The sequence below is a fragment of the Saccharothrix texasensis genome, from assembly GCF_003752005.1.
GTDB lineage: Bacteria > Actinomycetota > Actinomycetes > Mycobacteriales > Pseudonocardiaceae > Actinosynnema > Actinosynnema texasense.
Map to the genome: position 1 here is coordinate 2,869,779 of NZ_RJKM01000001.1, position 18,201 is coordinate 2,887,979.

Sequence of the window (18,201 nt, forward strand, 5' to 3'; positions counted from 1 at the left end):
CGGTCAGCCGAGCCGTTGGGCCACCTTGTCCCGGCGGGCCGCGACGGAGGCGCCCGACTCGCGCCGGGCCATCCGGCGCAGGGCGACGGACGCGAGGGCCAGGCCCACCACCGCCCACGCGCCGAGGGCGATCACGGTCTCCAGGTGGCGCCAGGAGCCGCCGATCTCGGCCGCCGCGACCGCGTCCGGCAGCAGGGCGGACCGCAGGCCGAGCCCCAGCCAGTAGAGCGGGAACGCCTGGCCGACCCACTGGACCCACTCCGGCAGGGCGGTGATCGGGTAGAACACGCCCGACACCACGACCAGGGCCATGACCAGCAGGGTGACGAAGCCGAGGCTCTGGGTGTCGCCGAACAGCGCGCCCACGATCGCCCCGATCGGCAGGACCGCGAGCAGGCCGAGGACCAGCACCCACGCCAGGGTGGCCCAGGTCGACGCGCGGCCGGGTTCGAGGCCGTCGAACAGGAACATCGCGGGCACCAGGACGAGCACGAGCACGGCGACCGTCATCGCCGCCTTGGCCAGCACCTTGCCGATGACGTACGCGAGCACGCCGTTCGGTGTGGCCTTCGCCCGCAGCAACGTGCCGTCCTCGCGGTCCATGGTGAGGGTCATCGCGAGCCCCATCAGGCCGGAGAACACGGTGCTCATCGCGAGGATGCCGGGCACCGCCTGGGCGCCCACCGGGAAGTCCACGCCGGGTGTGGAGCCGTCGCCGAACGCGTACATCACGACCAGCGCGACCACCGGCAGCCACAGCCAGCCCATCAGCTCGCCCGCGTTGCCCATGGTCTGGCCGAACTCGATGCGTCCGCGCCGCACGCCGGCGCGCACGGCCACCACCCGGGCGTTCACGCGGTCACCAGCTCGGACTCGCGCACCAGCGCCAGGTACACGTCTTCCAGGCTCGCGCGCCGCACCTCGAGGTCGTCGACCGCGGTGCCGTGCTCGGCGAACAGGTTCCGCACGTAGCCGGTGGAGTCGGCCACGGACAGCACGTGCCGTTCACCGCCCAGCCGGTAGCGCACCTCGGCTTCGCCGGCGATCCGGGCGGCCAGTTCCGCTGCCGTGCCGTCGGCGACGACCCGTCCGGCGACGAGGATCACGATGCGGTCGGCGAGCTTCTCCGCTTCGGCGAGGTCGTGGGTGGTGAGCAGGATGGTGGTGCCGGTCAGGCCGCGCACCAGTTCGTGGAACTCGCGCCGGGCCTCGGGGTCGAAGCCGACCGTCGGTTCGTCCAGGAACAGCAGGTCGGGTTGTCCGATGAGGCCGACGGCGACGTCCAGCCGCCGCCGCTGCCCGCCGGACAGGGAGCCGATCCTCTTCCCGGCGTGGTCGGTGAGGCCGACCGACCCGATCAGCTCGTCGAGGTCGAACGCCCGCGCGCGGTACGGCTCGTAGCACAGGCTCAGGTAGGACAGCAGTTCCCGCACCCGCCACCGGCCGTGGTCGCGCCACGACTGCAGGACCACGCCCAGCCTGGCTCGCCACGTCTCGTCGCCGTGGTCGGGGTCGACGCCGAGCACTTCGACGTCGCCGGCGGACCGCTTGCGGAAGCCTTCCAGGACCTCGATGGTGGTGGTCTTGCCCGCGCCGTTGGGCCCGAGCAGCGCCACCACCTCGCCCGGTGCGACGGTCAGGTCGACGCCCTTGAGCACGTCGGTGGAGCCGTACCGCATGCGCAGGCCGCGCACGTGCACAACCGACGGTTTCCGCTGGTTGTCGTTGGTTCTCATGACTTGAACCGTATCGTTGAAGTACCATGTTTAAGGTTTCGGCGACTTGCTCCAGCAAGGTGGCCGGCAACCTTCAAATTCCCGTTGAACCCGAGTGCGTGTGGGGTGCTTGCCGGTGGGGCTCCGCCCGGTGGATCTGGCCCGTGCCGCGGGCATCTCGGCCCAGCAGGTGCGCAACTACCTCGACGCCGGGGTGCTGCCGCCGGCCGAGCGCTCGCCGGCGGGGTACCGGGTGTTCGACGAGCGGCACCGGCAGGCCGTGACGACGTACCGGGCGTTGGGGCGCGGGTACGGGTGGGAGGCCGCCAAGGCCGTCATGCGCTCGGTCCACGCCGGGGCGCCGGATGCGGCGTTGGCCAGGGTGGACGAGGAGCACGCGGCGGCGCACGGGCAGCGGCTGGCGTTGCGGGCGACGGCCGAGGCGCTGGAGGCGGTGGCCGGGCATCCGCCGGACGCGGTGCCGCGGAGCGGGTTGCGGGTGGGTGAGCTGGCCGCGCGGCTGGGGGTGCGGCCGTCGGCGTTGCGGGTGTGGGAGGCGGCGGGTCTGCTGCTGCCGGGGCGGGACCGCGACGGGCACCGGCGGTTCGGTCCGACGGACGTCCGGGACGCGCGGCTGGTGGCGACGCTGCGGCAGAGCCGGTACCCGCTGCCGGCGATCAAGCCGATCATGGACGAGTTCCGCAGTTCGGGCGGCGCGGACGCGTTGCGGGCCGCGATCACCGCCCGGGAGGCGGAGCTGGGGCGGCGGGCGCGGGCGATGGTCGAGGCCGCCGCCGCCCTGCACGGCTACCTGGCGGTGGTGAGCCCGGCTTCGTAGGCGAGGATCGCGGCCTGGACCCGGTTGGTCACGTCGAGGCGGTGCAGGATCGCGCTGACGTGCGCCTTCACCGTGCCCTCGGTGACGGTCAGGCGGCGTGCGATGTCCTGGTTGGACAGTCCTTCCCCGACGAGTGCCAGCACTTCGCGCTCGCGTCCGGTCAGGACGGCGACCCGTTTGCGGGCGTGGTCGTGGCGGGTGAGGCGTCCGCCGCGCAGGTCGGCGACCACGCGTCGGGCGATCCTGGGTGACAGGTAGGCCGCGCCTTCCGCGACCGCGTGCACGCCGATGAGGAGTTCCCTCGGGTCGGAGGCCTTGAGCAGGAAGCCGTCGGCTCCTTCGCCCAGCGCCCGCGCGACGTACTCGTCCTCGTCGAACGTCGTCAGCATGACCACCGCGACGTCCGGCATGGCGTGGCGCAGTTCCGCGGCGGCCGACAGGCCGTCCAGGCGGGGCATCCGGATGTCCAGCAGCACCACGTCCGGCTGGTGCGCTCGCGCCAGCTCGACCGCCTCGCGCCCGTCGACGGCCTCGGCGACCACCTCGATGCCGGGGTCGGTGTCGAGGATGGCCCGCACGCCGGCGCGGACCATCGCCTCGTCGTCGGCGAGCAGCACGCGGATCACGCTTCACCCTCCAGCGGCAGTCGGGCGGTCACCGTGAAGCGGCCGTCGGCGACGCCCGACCGCAGCGTGCCCCCGAGCAACCGGACCCGCTCGGCCAGGCCCGCCAAGCCGCTGCCGTCGCCCGAGGGCGTCCGGTGGGCCGGGTTGGCCACGGTGAGCAGCACTTCGCCGGTGATGTCCAGCTCCACGGTGACGGGTGCGCCGGGGGCGTGCCGGGCGGCGTTGGTCAGCGCTTCCTGCACCACCCGGTGCACGGCGCGGTCCAGCAGGGGCGGCAGGGGGGTGGTGTCGCCGGTCCGGGTCAGGACCACCGGCAACCCGGCCTCGGCGGCCCGTTCCACCAGTGCCGTCACGGTCTCGTCGGGCGGTTCGACCGTGGGCGCGCCTTCCCGCAGCACGCCGACGGTGCGGCGCAGGCGGTCGGTGGCGGTCACGGCCGACTCGCGCAGCCCGGTCGCGGCCTGGCGGACGGGTTCGGTGTCGGCGGTCAGCTCCAGGGCGCCGGCGCGCAGCGCGATCAACGTCAGCTCGTGGCCGAGGGAGTCGTGCATGTCGGCCGCGATCCTGGCCCGCTCGCGCAGCCGGGCCCGGTCGGCGACCAGTTCCTGCGCCCGTTCCAGCTGCGCGATCCGCTCCCGTCCCGCCTCGATCAGCTCGGCCTGCTGCCGCCGGAACCGGCCGGCGAGCCACGGCAGCACCACGAACAGGCCCAGGCTCCCCAGCGCGCCGACGCCTTCCCAGACGCGCACCGCGGCGATCAGCAGCCCGGCCGCCGCCACCGCGCCGACGACCAGCTCGCCGCGGCGCACCGGCCGGTGCCGGGCCTGCAGGTAGACCAGCACGGCCAGCACCGGGTAGAGCAACTGCCGCCACACCGGCAGCACGTCCGTGTCCAGCCCGTTGACCAGCCCCGTGACCGCGAGCGCCGCGAGGACCACGCCGTTCCGCATGGTGCGGACCCTACCGAGCGTCATCCCGCGTGGGCCGTCGCGCGGAGGCGGAGCAGCCGGGCGGTCGCCGTCGCCACCCCGGCCAGGGCCGCCACCACCACGGTGATCGTCAACGGCAGGGGGAAGTAGGTCAGCTGCGCCCACGTGACCGTGCGGCCGCCCATCAGGATCGTGATCAGGTCCGGGTAGGCCGCGAGCAGTGCCGCGGGCACGAGCAGCGGCAGGAACCTCGACGCCACCCGCCACGCCAGTGTGCCCGCACGGCGTCGTGCCCAGCGGCCCGACCGCCGCACACCGAGCACGCCCAGGCCGGTGGCCGCCAACGCGATCAAGCCGAGCACCAGCTCGACCGACTGCCGGCCGCCGCCGGGTCGTTCCGGGTCGCGGCCCTGGCTCAACGCGATGAGCCCGTTAAGGACGTCGTAGGTCTCGTCGTACAGCGACGCGCTGTTGGCCAGCACCGCGAACCCGTGACCGGTGGCGGGCACGATCGCCTGCACGGCCGAGTAGGTGAACAGGTTGCCGGGGTGGATGAGCTGTTCGACGCCGTCCGGTCCGCGGTGGGGGATCCAGCCCATCGCGTAGTAGTCCACAGTGGACGAGGTGTGCATGACGCGCAGGCTCTCGGGCGAGACGAGCGGCGTGCCGTTGCCGGTCTGGCTGATCAGCCACCGGCCCATGTCGGCGGCTGTCGTGACGACCCCGCCCGAGCCGCTGGAAGCCAGGAAGCCGGGCAGCTCGGGCCTGCTCAGCCAGGCGCCGAACACCGAGTTGTAGCCGTCGGCAGGCGGGACGTCCGCACCCACCGTGCTGCGCGACATGCCCAACGGCCCGAACACGTGCTCCTTCAGGTAGTCCCCGAACGGCCGGCCGCTCGCCACCTCGACCAGCCGTGCGGCCAGGTCGTAGTTCACGTTGCAGTACTCGTAGCGGGTGCCCGGGTCGGCGGCCAGGGACCCGGCGGCCAGCTTGGCGGTGTGGTCGGCGAGGACGGTCGAGGTCTCCAGCTCGGTGACGTCGATCGTCGTGTCGGAGAAGCCCGAGGTCTGGTTGAGCAGGTGCCGGACGGTGACGTCGGCGAACCGGGGATCGGCCATCGTGAAGCCGGGCAACTGGTCGGCCACAGGCTCGTCCAACGCGATCCGGCCGTCCTCCACCAGCGTCATCACCGCCATCGCGGTGAACGACTTGCTGACCGACGCGATCCGCATCGGCGTGTCCTCCGTGACGGGCGCGCCCTGCGAGTCCTCGCCGTACCCGGCGGCGTGCACCACGCGGTCGCCTCGGGTCACCACCACCGACAGGCCGGGCACGCCGGTTTCGCCCATCACTTCGGCCAGGTAGTCGTCGATGGACGGCGGCGCGGCGTGCGCAGCGGGTGTCAGGAGCGCCGTGGCGGCGACCGCGATCAAGATCGGCATTGCCTTCATGCCGCAAACCTAGGAACCACACCGCTGCGCGGACATCAGGCCACGGACCGGCGTCACCCCCGACGAAAGTGGTAGACGGGCCTGAGCGGGTCAGGCCCGTCCACGTTCAGCGCTTGAGGGTGAAGGTGAAGTCGCCGGAGAGCTTCCCGCCCAACCGGACCGCCGACACCAGCTTCCCCTCCACGAGCCACCGCTCCACCTCACCCCGCGCCACACCGCAGCCGTCGGCGATCAGGCGCACCGGCCGGACGGGAACCCGTGCCGCGAACCGGACCGAGACGTCGATCACCTCGTGCGCCAGGTCGACCGGACCACCGGTGTCGAGCCGCCACGCGCCGTCCCAGTCGAGGGTGACGCGGTTGCGGTGTTGCAGCACCGGGTCCTGGAGCAACCCGGCGACCAGGCCGCGGTCGTTGACGTGCAACCGGTCCAAGAAGTCAGGCCGCACGGAACGCACGTTGACCCGATCCAGGACCGTGAGCTTCACCGTGTCACCGCACCCGGTGCAGAGCAGGAGGAGCCAGGCGTCGATGACCTTGTGGTTGGCGTTGACCCGGAACTTGCCACTCGTCCGGAAGCGTTCGGACGCGCACACGTGACAACGGCGGCGCACGAGCGGCAGACGGGTGGGCACGACCAGCCAGTTTTTGAGCACAGCACTACACCGGTTCTGTGAGAAGTCCGCAGCGAAGAAGCGCAGGCGCACAGGGGCGACGCGCGTCAGATCAGCTCTTGGGAGGTCTCACAGGGTGTACAACGGCGGGCCCTTCAACCAGACGACTCGTTCTCCCGCACGTTAACCACGAACCTCAACACCACTCCACCGATTTTCCCCAACCAACCCACCCCATCGGACCCGCCACATCCCCACCGAGGCCCGATTTGACATGGGTTCGGGTGCTTTAGGCTGGACGGAGCCGGCAGGCCCGGCGGGACGCTTTACCCCGCCCGGCCTGCCGGCTTTGGCCTGCCTGGAGCGCCCGTAAGGGCCCCATGTCAAATCGAGCCGAACCCCACCACCGACCCGCAGCCACCCCCAACATCGAACCCACATCCGCCCAACGTTGAACTCACCCCTCACCAACGTTGGACTCTCGCACCCTCACCGTTGGACTCTCGCCACCCTGAACGCTCAACTCGACCAACCGGAACGTAGGACACGCGCGTTCGGAACGTAGGACACGCCGGTTAGCCCCACGTGGGGTCGGGGGTGGTGAAGACGTCCACGACGAGGTGACCACCCCGTTCGACGAAGTCCGCCGACAGCCACGACTCGGCGTGCGAGCGGCCGTTCAAAGCCGCGCCGTGCGCGGGTACACGCCGAGCGCCGCGAACACGTACCACGCCGACATCGTGCCGAGGTCGTCGTTGCCGGGCAGTCCGCCCGGCCCTGTCCGGTGCACCAGGGACGCCGTGGCGCGCACGGTTTCTGCGTCTTCCACGGCTGTCCCAACGCGTTGTAGAGCCACGGGACGTGAATGTCGGGCTCGTTGGTCACGTCGTGGTGCACCATCCACGTGCAGGTCGCGCTCGTGCCCTGGGCGAACCCGAGGTCCGACGACGGGCTGAGCGGCGACACCCACGTGCCGTCGGCCCGCCGCGCCTGCTGGCGGCCGCCGTCCCCCGCCGCCGGGTTGAAGGTGTTGCGCCACCAGCCCGCCCGGGGCAGCAGGACGTCGCGCACGTCGTCACGCCCGAGCCGCCGCGCCCAGTCGGCCAACGCGAAGTCGGCCGTGGCGTCCTCCACCGTCTCCGCCGCGCCGCCCCGGCAGTGGCCTAGTAGGTCTTCTTGTTGTTCGCGCCGCCGTTGGCCCGCCGGCCGCAGAACGCGCCCGTCAGCACCGACCCCGACACGGTGCGGGTGTCCGGGTCGATGGTGACCTCGGCGTCCTCGCTGCCGTTGAGCGAGTTCGAGACCCGGAACAGCAGGGCGGCGGGCCGGTCGCGCGGGAAGGTGAAGTCGCCGACGCCCGCCCGGGTGGTCACGCTCAGGTCGGCCGACGCGCCGGAGGCCAGTGCCACCGCGTACCGGCCCGGCGTGGCCGACTTGTCGGCGTGGGAGAAGTCCGCGGCGCAGACCTCGTCGCGGACGTCGGCCGTGGGCGAGCCGGTGACCTCGCCGACCCCGCCGACCCCGCCGACCCCGCCGTCGAGCCCACCCCTGGTGTCAGTCCTGACACCAGGACGACCACCAACCCGGCCGTGAACACCCTCACCGCGTCCCGCACGACGTCCCCCGCCTCCCAGCCGCCCTGCCCTGTCCTCGCCCTCGTCCTCGCCCTCGGGTCTACCCAACCCGCCGGGCGGTGCGGAAAGGCCCGGCGCGCGTTCCGTCCGCCGTTGCCATGGGAGCGCTCTCTCCCGTTGGCCGGCCCGTCACCCGGCGTCCACCGGGGACGGTGCGGCTAGGGTCGCGGCATGCCGGGTCAGGTCGAGACGGAGCTCCTGACCGCCATCGCGCGGTTCGCCGGACCGGTCCGCGGTGTCGGCGTCAGCCTGATCAGCGTGTTCGGCGTGCTGTCGGTGCCGACCGAGGCCCTGCCGCTCGGGCTGGGGCTGCTCGGCCTGGTGCTGATCGGCGCGGTCGCGGACTTCGGGTCGCCACGGCTGTCGTTCGTGCTCGCGGTCGTGCGGGTGGTGGCGCTGTGCGCGGCGCACGACGAGCTCGGCGGCACGGGCCAGTGGACGTTCAACGTGCTCACCACCACCGCGATCACGGCGCAGTGGCAGTGGTCGCCGAAGGTCACCGTGCCGACGACGGCCGCGCTGCTGGCGGTGTACGTCACCGCGGCCGGGTTCGACGGCGCGGCGGTGCTGCGGGTGGTCGTGGAGTGCGCGGTGGCGCTGGCGGCGTTCCGGCTGGTGCGCCGGTCGTCACGGCGGGTGGACGAGCTGCGGACGAGGCGGGCCGCGATGGAGCGGGCCGAGGCGGTGGCGCTGGAGCGGCGCGGGCGTGAGCGCGAGTACCTGGCGTTGCTGCACGACACGGCGTCGGCGACGTTCCTGGTGGTGGCGGTCGACGGGCGGGAAGCCGACCGGGCCGAGGTCGCCGGGTACGCGCGGCGGGACCTCGACCTGCTGACCGGCACGTCGGGTGTGCCGAGGGACAGCGCGGTGGACGTCGGGTCGTCGTTGCGGGCGGTGGTGGAGCACAGCCCGTTGGCCGTCGACGCGCGGTGGGAGAGCGCGCTCGTGCCGGCTTCGGTGGCGTTGGCGCTGGTGCGGGCGGTGCGGGAGGCGTTGGCGAACGTGGAGCGGCACGCGGGCACGGGGGCGGCCGAGGTGCACGTGAGGGCGATCGGCGGTGGTGTCGAGGTGCGGGTGGCGGACTCGGGGCGGGGGTTCGACGTCGGGGCGGTGTCGGACCACCGGCGGGGCATCCGGGGGTCGGTGGTGGAGCGGATGGCGGCGGTCGGCGGCACCGCCGAGGTGACCTCCCGGCCGGGCCGGACGACCGTGCGGCTGGCGTGGCCCCGTGGCTGAGGACCTCGTCCCGCCCCGCCCCGACGACCTCGGACCGACGCACCGGAACACCCACCCGCGACGGCACCGCTGGGCGGAGCCGGCCGGGGACGAGAGCCGCGAGGCCGAGGCGCACGTGTTCGCCAGCCTGCGGCTGGTCCTGCTCGTCCTCACCGCCGTGGTGCAGCCGAGCCTCGGCCTCGCGCCCTTCCTCGCCCACGCGCACGGGCCGGCCGAGCGGGTCGCGTTCGCCGTCCCCGCGCTGGTCACGCTGCTGTGCGCGGTGTGGGTGGTGAGGCGCAAGCCGTTGCCTGCGCCGGTGGTGGCGGGTGGTGTGGTGGCGGTGGTGGTCGTCTCCGGGGTGGCGACCGTGGCGTTGCCGCCGAACGCCCACTTCGGCCCGGCGGACTGGGCGTACGGGCTGGTCGGGTGGCACCTGCTGCTGTTGCTGCTGGACCGGGTGCCCGCGCTGCTCACCTCGCTGGCCGCCCTCCTCGTGCTCAACGTCGCCCAGTGGCTGCTCAGCGGCACGCCCGACCGGGCCGAGATCGGCAACGCGGGCGTGGTCATGCTCAGCGTGACCAGCCTCCAGCTCGGTGTCGTGGCGATGTCCCGCATCCTGCTGCGCAGCGCGCGCCAAGCCGCCGAGGTCGCCGCCGAACGGGAGCGCGCGGCGACCCGGGCCGCGTTGGCCGAGCAGTGGGAGCACGACCTGCGCGCCGGGTTCGCCGGGCAGCTCGGCGCCACCCTGCCGCTGCTCGCGGACCTCGCCGACGGCGTGCTCGACCCCCGCGCCGAGGACACCCGGCGGCGGTGCGCGCTCGCGGCCACGCAGCTGCGGCGGTTGTTCGCCGAGAACGACGACGTGCCCGACCCCCTGGTGCACGAGGTCACGGCGTGCGTGCACGTCGCCGAACGGCGCGGGGTGGAGGTGTCGCTCGCGGTCAGCGGAGCGCCGGTGCCGGTGCCGACCGACGTGCGGCGCGCGCTGACCGGGCCGCTGGCGGAGGCGTTGTCGGCGGCGCGGGAGCGGGCCCGGGTGAGCTTGCTGCGCACCGAGGGCGAGGTGCGGGTGGCGGTGATCGCCGACGCGGGCGTCGAGGTGGGAACCGCGACCGGTCCGGTGGAGGTCGAAAGCGGGACGTACGGTCGGCACACGCGAATGGAGGCCAGATGGCGGACGAGCTGAGCGCGGTGGTGGTGGACGACCACCCCGCGGTGCGGGCGGGCGTCGCCTACTGGCTGTCCTGCGGCACGCCACCGATCCGGGTTGCCGCGAGCGGCGAGGACGTGCGCTCGGCGTGGCTCGGCGAGGGCGCGGACGCCGACGTGGTGATCCTCGACCTGCACCTGGGCGGACCGACGCCGGTGCTCGGCGACCTGCGCCGGCTGGTCGAGGCGGGCCGGCGGGTGGTCGTGTACTCGATGCGCGCCGACGACGACATCGCGTTGCAGTGCCTGGAGCTGGGCGCGTTGTGCTACCTGACCAAGGCGGAGGGCGCGGAGCACCTCGTGCAGGCGACCCGGGCGGCGGCGGAGGGGCGGTCGTACACGCCGCCGTCGCTGGCGGGCGCGTTGGCTGGCGACCGGTCCGACCACCGGCCCGCGTTGTCGGCGCGCGAGGTCGAGGTGCTGGTCGAGTGGTTCCAGTCGGAGTCCAAGGAGTTCGTGGCGCAGCGGCTGGGGATCTCGCTGAGCACGGTGAACTCGCACCTGGAGCGGATCCGGGTCAAGTACGCGCTGATCGGCCGGGAGGCGCCGACGAAGGCCGCGCTGGTGGCGCGGGCGATCCAGGACGGGCTGATCGGCGTGGACGACCTCTGACCCGCCCTCCGTGATCACGGTCGGGCGTCGTGCCCGCGCGGTACGGTGGCAGCACACCGCCTCCCTCACCTCGTCGTGATCACCGGAGGTAGCAGTACATGAGATCCCTCATCCGCGTCGGCCACGCGCTGACGGCGGTCGCGATCGCCGCCGGCCTCACCGTCACCACCCCGGCCGGCGCGAGCACCGCGCCGCGCTGGTCGCCCCGCCTGGACAACCCGTACGTCGGCGCCCACCCCTACGTCAACCCCGAGTGGTCCGCGCGCGCCGCCGCCGAACCGGGCGGCACGGCCGTGTCCGGCCGGCCGACCGGCGTGTGGCTCGGCAGCATCGCGTCCATCCGGGGCGCCGACGGGAAGATGGGCCTGCGCGCCCACCTGGACGAAGCGCTGCGGCAGAACGCCGACCTGGTCCAGCTCGTGCTGTGGGACCTGCCGGGCCGCGACTGCGGCCGACTGGCCACCGGCGGCGAGCTGGCCTGGAACGAGCTGCCGCGCTACAAGCAGGAGTTCGTCGACCCGATCGCCGCGATCCTGGCCGACCCGGCGTACGCGCGGCTGCGGATCGTCACGGTCGTGGAGCCCGACTCGTTGCCGTTCCTCGTCACCCACGTCCTGCCGCGCAACGACGCCACCCTCAGCTGCGAGTACGTCAAGTCGTCCGGCGCGTACACCGAGGGCATCGGGTACGCGCTGGCGAAGCTCGGCGCGATCCGGAACGTCTACAACTACCTCGACATCAGCCACCACGGCCACATCGGTTGGGACGACAACCGCCTGCCCACGCTGGCGCTGCTGGTGAAGGCGGCGACCTCGGGCGGCAGCCGGCTCGGCGCCGTGCACGGCTTCATCGCCAACACCGCCAACTACTCCGCGCTGCGGGAGGAGTTCATCGTCAAGACGACGATCAGCGGCCAGCACATCCAGCAGAGCAGGTGGATCGACTGGAACCCGTTCATCGACGAGCTGTCGTTCGCGGACGCCTTCCGGGCCGAGGCGGTGGCGGCGGGCTTCGACCCGCGCGTCGGCGTGCTGGTCGACACCTCCCGCAACGGCTGGGGCGGCCCCGACCGGCCGACCAAGCCGGGTTACGAGACGAACGTGGACACCTACGTCGACACCAGCCGGATCGACCGCAGGACCCGGATCTACAACTGGTGCAACCAGACCGGCACGGGCCTGGGTGAACGCCCGGTCGCCGCGCCGCGGCCGAACGTGGACGCGTACGTGTGGATGAAGCCGCCGGGCGAGTCGGACGGCGCGAGCATCCCGCTGCCGATCGCCGACGAGCCCTTCAACCGGGAGTGCGACCCCACCTACACCGGTCGCCCGGACGCCACGCCGGACCCGACCGACGCGTGGCCGGACGCGCCACCGGCCGGTCGCTGGCACTCGGCGCAGTTCCAGGAGCTGCTGCGCAACGCCCACCCGGTACTCTGAAACAGGTTTCTTGCGGATAATCCGGTGCTGTCCGACTAGTTAGACTGGGGCCATGTCCGCCATGGCCCCGGCCCGCACCGAATCCGACCTGTCGTTCCTCCTGGACCACACCAGCCACGTGCTGCGCACCCGGATCGCGGCGGCGCTGGCCGAGATCGGGCTGACCGCGCGGATGCACTGCGTCCTCGTGCACGCCTTGCAGGAGGAGCGCACGCAGATCCAGCTGGCCGAGCTCGGCGACATGGACAAGACCACGATGGTGGTCACGGTGGACGCGCTGGAGAAGGCCGGGCTCGCCGAGCGCCGGCCGTCCACCACCGACCGGCGGGCCCGGATCATCGCCGTCACCGAGAAGGGCGCCGAGCTGGCCGCGCGGAGCCAGGCGGTCGTGGACGGGGTGCACCGGGCCGCCTTGGAGTCGCTGCCCGGCAAAGATCGCGAAGCCCTGCTGGCCGCGCTGAACCTGCTGGTCGGCGGCCATCTGTCGACCCCGATCCCGGCACCGCAGACGGCCCGCCGCGCCCGCGAGAGCACCAGGTGAGTCCGAGCTAGATTGTCCGCAACAAAACTATCCGCTACGGTTCCTCCTGTCACCGCCGGAACAGGAGAGAACCATGTCGTCCTCGCTCGACCAGCCGCTCGGCGCACCGCACGACCGCCCCCGACCCAACCGCTGGTCCGCGCTGGTCGTGCTGTCCGCCGCGACGCTGATGACCGTCCTCGACGGCAGCATCGTCACCGTGGCGATGCCCGCCATCCAGCACGACCTCGGCTTCTCCCCCGCCGGCCTGAGCTGGACCGTCAACGCCTACCTGATCGCGTTCGGCGGCCTGCTGCTGCTCGCCGGCCGGCTCGGCGACCTGGTCGGCCGCAAGGCGATGTTCCTGGCCGGCACCGCCGTCTTCACCGCCGCGTCGCTGCTGGCGGGCGCGGCCGGCACGCCGGGGCTGCTCATCGCGGCCCGGTTCCTCCAGGGCGCGGGCAGCGCGATGACGTCGGCGGTCGTGCTCGGCATCCTGGTCACCCTGTTCACCGACCCGGCGGAACGCGCCAAGGCCATCGGCGTGTTCAGCTTCACCGGCGCGGCGGGCGCGTCCATCGGGCAGGTGCTGGGCGGTGTGCTGACCGACGCGTTGAGCTGGCACTGGATCTTCTTCATCAACCTGCCGATCGGCGTGGCCACCGTGCTGCTCGCGATCCGGGTGCTGCCGGCCGACCGGGGCACGGGCCTGTCCGCCGGCGCCGACGTGCTCGGCGCGGCGCTGGTCACGAGCGGCCTGGTGCTCGGCCTCTACACCGTGGTGAAGGTCGAGCAGCACGGCTGGACGGCGGCGCACACACTCGGCCTCGGGGCCGTGTCGGTCGCGTTGCTGGCCGCGTTCACCGTGCGGCAGGCCCGTGCGCGCACGCCGTTGATGCCGCTGCGGATCCTGCGTTCGCGCACCGTGGTCGGCGCGAACCTGGTGCAGCTGCTCACGTTGTCGGCGATGTTCGCGTTCCAGATCATCGTGGCGCTGTTCATGCAGAAGGTGCTGGCCTACAGCGCGCTCGCCACCGGATTGGCGATGCTGCCGGCGGCGGTCGCGATCGGCGGTGTGTCGCTGTTCGCCTCGGCCCGGTTGACCACGCGGTTCGGTGAGCGCGCCGTGCTGCTGGTCGGGCTGGCGCTGCTGGCGGGCGCGATGGTCGAGCTGACCGCGGTCCCGGTGGACGCCGACTACGCCACCGACCTGCTGCCCGTGATGCTGCTGATCTCCGGCGGCGGGCTGGTGCTGCCCGCGCTGGCGTCGCTGGGCATGTCCGACGCGAAGCCGGACGACGCGGGCTTGGCGTCCGGCCTGTTCACCACCACGCAGCAGGTCGGCATGGCGGTGGGGGTGGCCGTGCTGTCCACGCTGGCCGCCGCGCGGACCGGGGCGGAGCTGGCGGCGGGCGTCGCCGAGCCGGTCGCGCTGACCGCCGGGTACCACGTGGCCTTCACCGTCGCCGCCGCGTTGCTCGTCGCCGCCTTCGCGGTCGCCCTGATCGTCCTGCGCAAGCGTTCCGCCTGACTTCCCCGAGGAGATCGACATGACCGTCGACGCCGGCCCCGCGCCCCGCACCCTGACCGACGACGAGCTGGTGGACCTGCTCGGCGGGCAGCGCTTCGGCGTGCTGGCGACCGTGAAGCGCAGCGGCCACCCCCACCTGTCCACCGTGCTCTACCAGTGGGACGCCGACGAGCGGGTGATCCGGGTGTCGACCACCGCCGACCGCCTGAAAGCCCGCCAGATCCGCGCCGACCCGAAGGTCTCGCTGCACGTGAGCGGGCCGGACGTGTGGTCGTTCGCGGTGGTGGAAGGCGACGCGGAGCTGGTGGAGGCGGCGGACGGCCCGGACCTCGCCCCGGACCGCCGCCTGACCATCACGATCGCCGCGACCCGCCTCTACGGCACCGCGCTGGACGTGGGGCCCCAGGCCGGGAGCCGACCCGGGCCGATCCCGGTCGTGTGAGCGGGGAACACGCGGGCCTCACCAGCGGATTCCGCGCCCGTCGGCGGTGACCTGTGAGCAGTGGCACGCGGTGCGCGTGCGGCCGGTCCGGAGCGAACCGGCTAAAATAGTTTCGCTGGCTAAGCACTCTACGTCGCGCGGTCACTGTCGACTCGGGACAGCTGACAGGAGCGATGCATGACGGCGACCGCCGGGTCCACTGCCACCCGTCGCGGCAACGGCGGCGGGGCCGCCATGGTCGCGCTGGCGCTGGGCGGGTTCGCCATCGGGACCACCGAGTTCGCCACCATGGGCCTGCTGCCGCAGATGGCGGCCACGTTCGACATCTCCATCCCCACCGCCGGGCACGCGATCAGCCTGTACGCGCTCGGCGTGGTGGTCGGCGCGCCGCTCATCGCCGGACTGGCCGCGAAGCTGCCCCGCAAGGGCCTGCTGATCGGGCTGACCCTCGCCCTGGCGCTGGGCAACGGCCTGTCCGCCATCGCGCCCAACACCGCCCTGCTGATGACCGCGCGGTTCGTGGCCGGGTTGCCGCACGGCGCGTACTTCGGCATCGCGGCCGTGGTCGCGACCACCCTCGTGCCACCGGAGCGGCGTGGCACGGCGGTCGCCCGGATCATGATCGGCCTGACCGTGGCCAACCTGGTCGGCGTGCCGGTCGCCACCGCCGCCGGTCAGCAGATCGGGTGGCGGGTCGCGTACCTCGCGGTGGCCGTGATCGCGGTCGCGACGGCGGTGGCGGTGGCCAGGTGGCTGCCCCGGGTGCCCGCGCCGAGGGACGCCGGCATGGCCGCCGAGCTGAGCGCGTTCCGCCGGCCCCAGGTGTGGTTCGCGCTGCTCACCGGCATGATCGGGTTCGGCGGCATGTTCGCCGTCTACTCCTACATCTCCCCCATCACCACCGAGGTCACCGCCCTGTCCGCCTCCGCCGTGCCGTGGGTGCTCGCGGTGTTCGGGCTCGGCATGACGATCGGCGCCACGGTCGGCGGCCGGTTCGTGGACCGCTCCGTCATGGGCACGGTGTTCGGGTCGCTGATCGCGGTGACGGGCGTGCTCGTGGTGTTCGCGCTGACCGCGACCTCGCCGGTGATGGCGTTCACGACCGTGTTCCTCATCGGGCTCGTGTCGCAAGTCCTGGCGTCGGCGTTGCAGGTGCGGCTGATGGACGCCTCACCGGACGCGCCGTCGTTGGCGTCGTCGTCGAACCACTCGGCGTTGAACATCGCCAACGGCGCGGGCGCGTGGCTGGGCGGCCTGGCCATCAACGCGGGCTGGGGCTACACGTCCACCGCGTGGGTCGGGGTGGCGTTGAGCCTGGCCGGGCTGGCGGTGGCCGCCCTGTCCGTCCTCACCTCCCGTTCCCGCGTGCCCGCCTGACCCCGGCACAAGCTCCTCGTTCCCGCCGCCGGACCGGCCGGCCGGTCCCCGCCTCGACCGAGACGGGGACCGGCCGGCGCCGGAGCTCAGGCCCGCGAACCCGGCTCAGCCCTCCCCCAGCACCTCCCGCAGCCGGACCGCGAACCGCCGCGGGTCCTCGGCGAAGCCGACGTGACCACCGGGGAACCTGGTCGGCTCGACACCGAGACCGCGGGCCAACGCCTCCGACGTGCGCTCGCACAGCTCGCCGCCCGAGTCCTCGCCGATGCCGACCACGATCCGGGTCGACGCCGACCGCAGCGCGTCGAGGTCGGGTACCCACCGCACGGTCGGCCGGAGCATGTGCTCGTACTGGAACCGCTCGTCGGCGAGGTCCTGCGCCGAGCGCTCACCGCCGAACATCTGCTCGACCACCTCGTCGGGCATGGCGATGTCCGCGATGGCCATGAACTGACGCCACGCCCCGAGCGGGTCACCGGACAGGTAGGTCGCGACCATCTCGTCGGTCCGCCGGAGCAGGTCCTCGCGGTCCGCCACGAGCTGGTCCAGCGGCGGCTCGTGGGCGATCACGGTGCGCGCCAGCCCGGGGTGCGCCTGCGCCAGCGCCAGCACGCTCACCGCGCCGCCGCTGGAGCCGAGCACGGCCGCCGCCGGGCCGACGTCGAGGTGCCGGATGAGCCGGGCCAGGTCGTCGGCGCGCAGTTCCGGCGTGGCGTCGGCGTCCGGGTCGTCCACCTGGCTGCGGTAGATGCCGCGCGGGTCCGTGGTGAGCACGGTGTGGTCCGCGGCGAGCAGGTCGGCCAGCGGTTCGAACGACCTGGCGTCCATCGGCGCGGCGGCGAGCACCACCAGCGGTCCCCGGCCGCGCACCTCGTAGTGCAGCAGCGCGTCGGGCACCCGCAGGGTGGCGGTGGTGGCGGTCTCGGTCATCGCGGATCCTCCTGGAACTGGCGGTGGAGTGCTCGTACGCCGGTAGTGACTCCCCGCCTGGGGCAGAATCGTCGCTCGTGGACGAAGTTCTTGCGACGAGTTCCGCCGAGGGCGCCGAAGACGCCGACCTGACGCGGGCGCGCGCGGGCGACGGTGCGGCGTTCACGCGCCTCGTCGAGCCGCTGCGCCGGGAGCTGCACGCCCACTGCTACCGCATGCTCGGTTCCACCCACGACGCCGATGATGCGCTCCAGGACGCGCTGCTGCGCGCGTGGCGCGGGCTGGCGGGCTTCGAAGGGCGCGGCTCGCTGCGCTCGTGGCTGTACAAAGTGGCCACCCGCACGTGCCTGGACACCGTCGAGAGCCGTGGCCGGCGCGCGCTGCCGGTGGACCTCGGGCCGGCCGCCGACCGCACGGTGCTCGACGACGTGCCCTTGACCGACGTGGCCTGGCTCGGGCCGTACCCGGACGCGGGCCTGCGCGACAGCGGGCCGGCCGGGCGCTACGCGCAGCGCGAGGCCGTCGAGCTGGCCTTCGTCGCCGCGTTGCAGCACTTGCCGGGCAACCAGCGGGCGGCGTTGCTGCTGTTCGAGGTGCTCGGGTTCGCCGCGGCCGAGATCGCCGCGATGATGGGCACCTCGGCCACGTCCGTGAACTCCGCCCTGGCCAGGGCCCGCCGGGTGATCGCCGAGAAGTCGCCCGAGCACGGCCGGCAGCAGGCGTTGCGGCTGATCGACGACGCCCGGCTGCGGCAGGTCGTGGCCGACTACGCCGGCGCGCTGGAACGCGGCGACGCCGACGCCATGGTCGCGTTGCTGACCGAGGACGTCACCTGGTCGATGCCGCCGCTGCCGCACTGGTACCGCGGCATCGAGGCGGTCGCCGACTTCGTCGCGCGGGTGCCGGTGGGCGGCTGCCCGCCCTGGCGGCACCGGGTGACCAGCGCCAACGCCCAGCCCGCCGTCGCCTGCTACCTGTGGGACGACGACGCGGGCGCCTACCTGGCGTGGGCGGTCAACGTGCTGACGCTGCGCGGCGACCTCATCAGGGACGTCACGTCGTTCGTCGGCGCGGAGCACTTCCCGCTGTTCGGCCTGCCCGCCTCACTGCCGTGACC

18 protein-coding genes and 1 pseudogene are annotated in these 18,201 nt (G+C 73.2%); 10 read left to right on the top strand and 9 right to left on the bottom strand.

The features are described 5' to 3' along the window. Positions 1 to 3: 3 nt before the first annotated feature. Complete coding sequence (locus EDD40_RS11255; RefSeq protein WP_170185028.1) at positions 4 to 855, bottom strand: ABC transporter permease; 852 nt, start codon at positions 853 to 855, stop codon at positions 4 to 6. Next, a complete protein-coding gene (locus EDD40_RS11260) occupies positions 852 to 1,736 on the bottom strand; it encodes an ABC transporter ATP-binding protein (protein ID WP_123742853.1) in 885 nt (294 codons plus the stop codon). Before EDD40_RS11260 ends, EDD40_RS11255 begins: the two co-directional genes overlap by 4 nt. A 115-nt stretch (positions 1,737 to 1,851) precedes the next feature. On the opposite strand from EDD40_RS11260, the gene EDD40_RS11265 reads away from it, so the two are divergent. Then, on the top strand, positions 1,852 to 2,553 hold the full coding sequence (locus EDD40_RS11265; protein ID WP_246037602.1) for a MerR family transcriptional regulator: 702 nt from the start codon (positions 1,852 to 1,854) through the stop codon (positions 2,551 to 2,553). Here EDD40_RS11265 and EDD40_RS11270 read toward each other — a convergent pair. From EDD40_RS11270 to EDD40_RS43440, 6 genes and pseudogenes are all read right to left on the bottom strand, one after another. Then, a complete protein-coding gene (locus tag EDD40_RS11270; RefSeq protein ID WP_123742855.1) occupies positions 2,523 to 3,179 on the bottom strand; it encodes a response regulator in 657 nt (218 codons plus the stop codon). The genes EDD40_RS11265 and EDD40_RS11270 overlap by 31 nt on opposite strands. After that, positions 3,176 to 4,129, bottom strand: coding sequence for a sensor histidine kinase (locus EDD40_RS11275; RefSeq protein ID WP_123742856.1), 954 nt, complete (start codon positions 4,127 to 4,129; stop codon positions 3,176 to 3,178). The genes EDD40_RS11270 and EDD40_RS11275 overlap by 4 nt, the downstream gene beginning before the upstream one ends. 20 nt (positions 4,130 to 4,149) lie before the next feature. Then, positions 4,150 to 5,559 carry a serine hydrolase domain-containing protein gene (locus EDD40_RS11280; RefSeq protein WP_123742857.1) on the bottom strand — a complete coding sequence of 470 codons (1,410 nt, stop codon included), beginning with the start codon at positions 5,557 to 5,559 and terminating at the stop codon, positions 4,150 to 4,152. Positions 5,560 to 5,665: 106 nt separating this feature from the next. Further along, positions 5,666 to 6,214 (bottom strand): DUF1062 domain-containing protein, encoded by a 549-nt coding sequence (locus tag EDD40_RS11285; protein ID WP_123742858.1) that lies wholly within the window; start codon positions 6,212 to 6,214, stop codon positions 5,666 to 5,668. 637 nt (positions 6,215 to 6,851) lie between these two features. Continuing rightward, positions 6,852 to 7,306: pseudogene (locus tag EDD40_RS44785) on the bottom strand (glycoside hydrolase domain-containing protein). A 29-nt stretch (positions 7,307 to 7,335) separates the two neighbouring features. Further along, positions 7,336 to 7,854: a hypothetical protein gene (locus EDD40_RS43440; RefSeq protein ID WP_246037604.1), complete on the bottom strand. Its 519-nt coding sequence runs from the start codon at positions 7,852 to 7,854 to the stop codon at positions 7,336 to 7,338. A gap of 123 nt (positions 7,855 to 7,977) precedes the next feature. Here EDD40_RS43440 and EDD40_RS11295 point away from each other — a divergent pair, with 123 nt between their 5' ends. The 8 genes from EDD40_RS11295 (at position 7,978) to EDD40_RS11330 (ending at position 16,154) form a co-directional block, all read left to right on the top strand. Continuing rightward, positions 7,978 to 9,042 (top strand): sensor histidine kinase, encoded by a 1,065-nt coding sequence (locus EDD40_RS11295; RefSeq protein ID WP_123742859.1) that lies wholly within the window; start codon positions 7,978 to 7,980, stop codon positions 9,040 to 9,042. After that, on the top strand, positions 9,035 to 10,210 hold the full coding sequence (locus EDD40_RS11300) for a hypothetical protein (RefSeq protein ID WP_246037605.1): 1,176 nt from the start codon (positions 9,035 to 9,037) through the stop codon (positions 10,208 to 10,210). The genes EDD40_RS11295 and EDD40_RS11300 overlap by 8 nt, the downstream gene beginning before the upstream one ends. Further along, entirely contained in the window at positions 10,195 to 10,845 is a 651-nt protein-coding gene (locus EDD40_RS11305) for a response regulator transcription factor (protein ID WP_123742860.1), read from the top strand. Before EDD40_RS11300 ends, EDD40_RS11305 begins: the two co-directional genes overlap by 16 nt. Before the next feature lie 98 nt (positions 10,846 to 10,943). Next, complete coding sequence (locus EDD40_RS11310) at positions 10,944 to 12,284, top strand: glycoside hydrolase family 6 protein (RefSeq protein WP_123742861.1); 1,341 nt, start codon at positions 10,944 to 10,946, stop codon at positions 12,282 to 12,284. Positions 12,285 to 12,336: 52 nt separating this feature from the next. Further along, positions 12,337 to 12,825, top strand: a complete 489-nt coding sequence (locus EDD40_RS11315; RefSeq protein ID WP_123742862.1) for a MarR family winged helix-turn-helix transcriptional regulator — start codon at positions 12,337 to 12,339, stop codon at positions 12,823 to 12,825. A gap of 73 nt (positions 12,826 to 12,898) precedes the next feature. Next, positions 12,899 to 14,335: an MFS transporter gene (locus tag EDD40_RS11320; RefSeq protein ID WP_123742863.1), complete on the top strand. Its 1,437-nt coding sequence runs from the start codon at positions 12,899 to 12,901 to the stop codon at positions 14,333 to 14,335. A gap of 19 nt (positions 14,336 to 14,354) precedes the next feature. After that, positions 14,355 to 14,777: a pyridoxamine 5'-phosphate oxidase family protein gene (locus tag EDD40_RS11325; RefSeq protein ID WP_123742864.1), complete on the top strand. Its 423-nt coding sequence runs from the start codon at positions 14,355 to 14,357 to the stop codon at positions 14,775 to 14,777. A gap of 177 nt (positions 14,778 to 14,954) precedes the next feature. Then, positions 14,955 to 16,154: an MFS transporter gene (locus tag EDD40_RS11330; protein WP_123742865.1), complete on the top strand. Its 1,200-nt coding sequence runs from the start codon at positions 14,955 to 14,957 to the stop codon at positions 16,152 to 16,154. Positions 16,155 to 16,259: 105 nt separating this feature from the next. Here the strand turns inward: EDD40_RS11330 and EDD40_RS11335 are convergent, their stop codons facing one another. After that, the gene (locus tag EDD40_RS11335) at positions 16,260 to 17,084 is read right to left on the bottom strand and encodes an alpha/beta fold hydrolase (protein ID WP_123742866.1); all 825 of its coding nucleotides are present in this window, start codon (positions 17,082 to 17,084) and stop codon (positions 16,260 to 16,262) included. A gap of 77 nt (positions 17,085 to 17,161) precedes the next feature. On the opposite strand from EDD40_RS11335, the gene EDD40_RS11340 reads away from it, so the two are divergent. Beyond that, a complete protein-coding gene (locus EDD40_RS11340) occupies positions 17,162 to 18,199 on the top strand; it encodes a sigma-70 family RNA polymerase sigma factor (RefSeq protein WP_211348146.1) in 1,038 nt (345 codons plus the stop codon). Positions 18,200 to 18,201 lie beyond the last annotated feature (2 nt).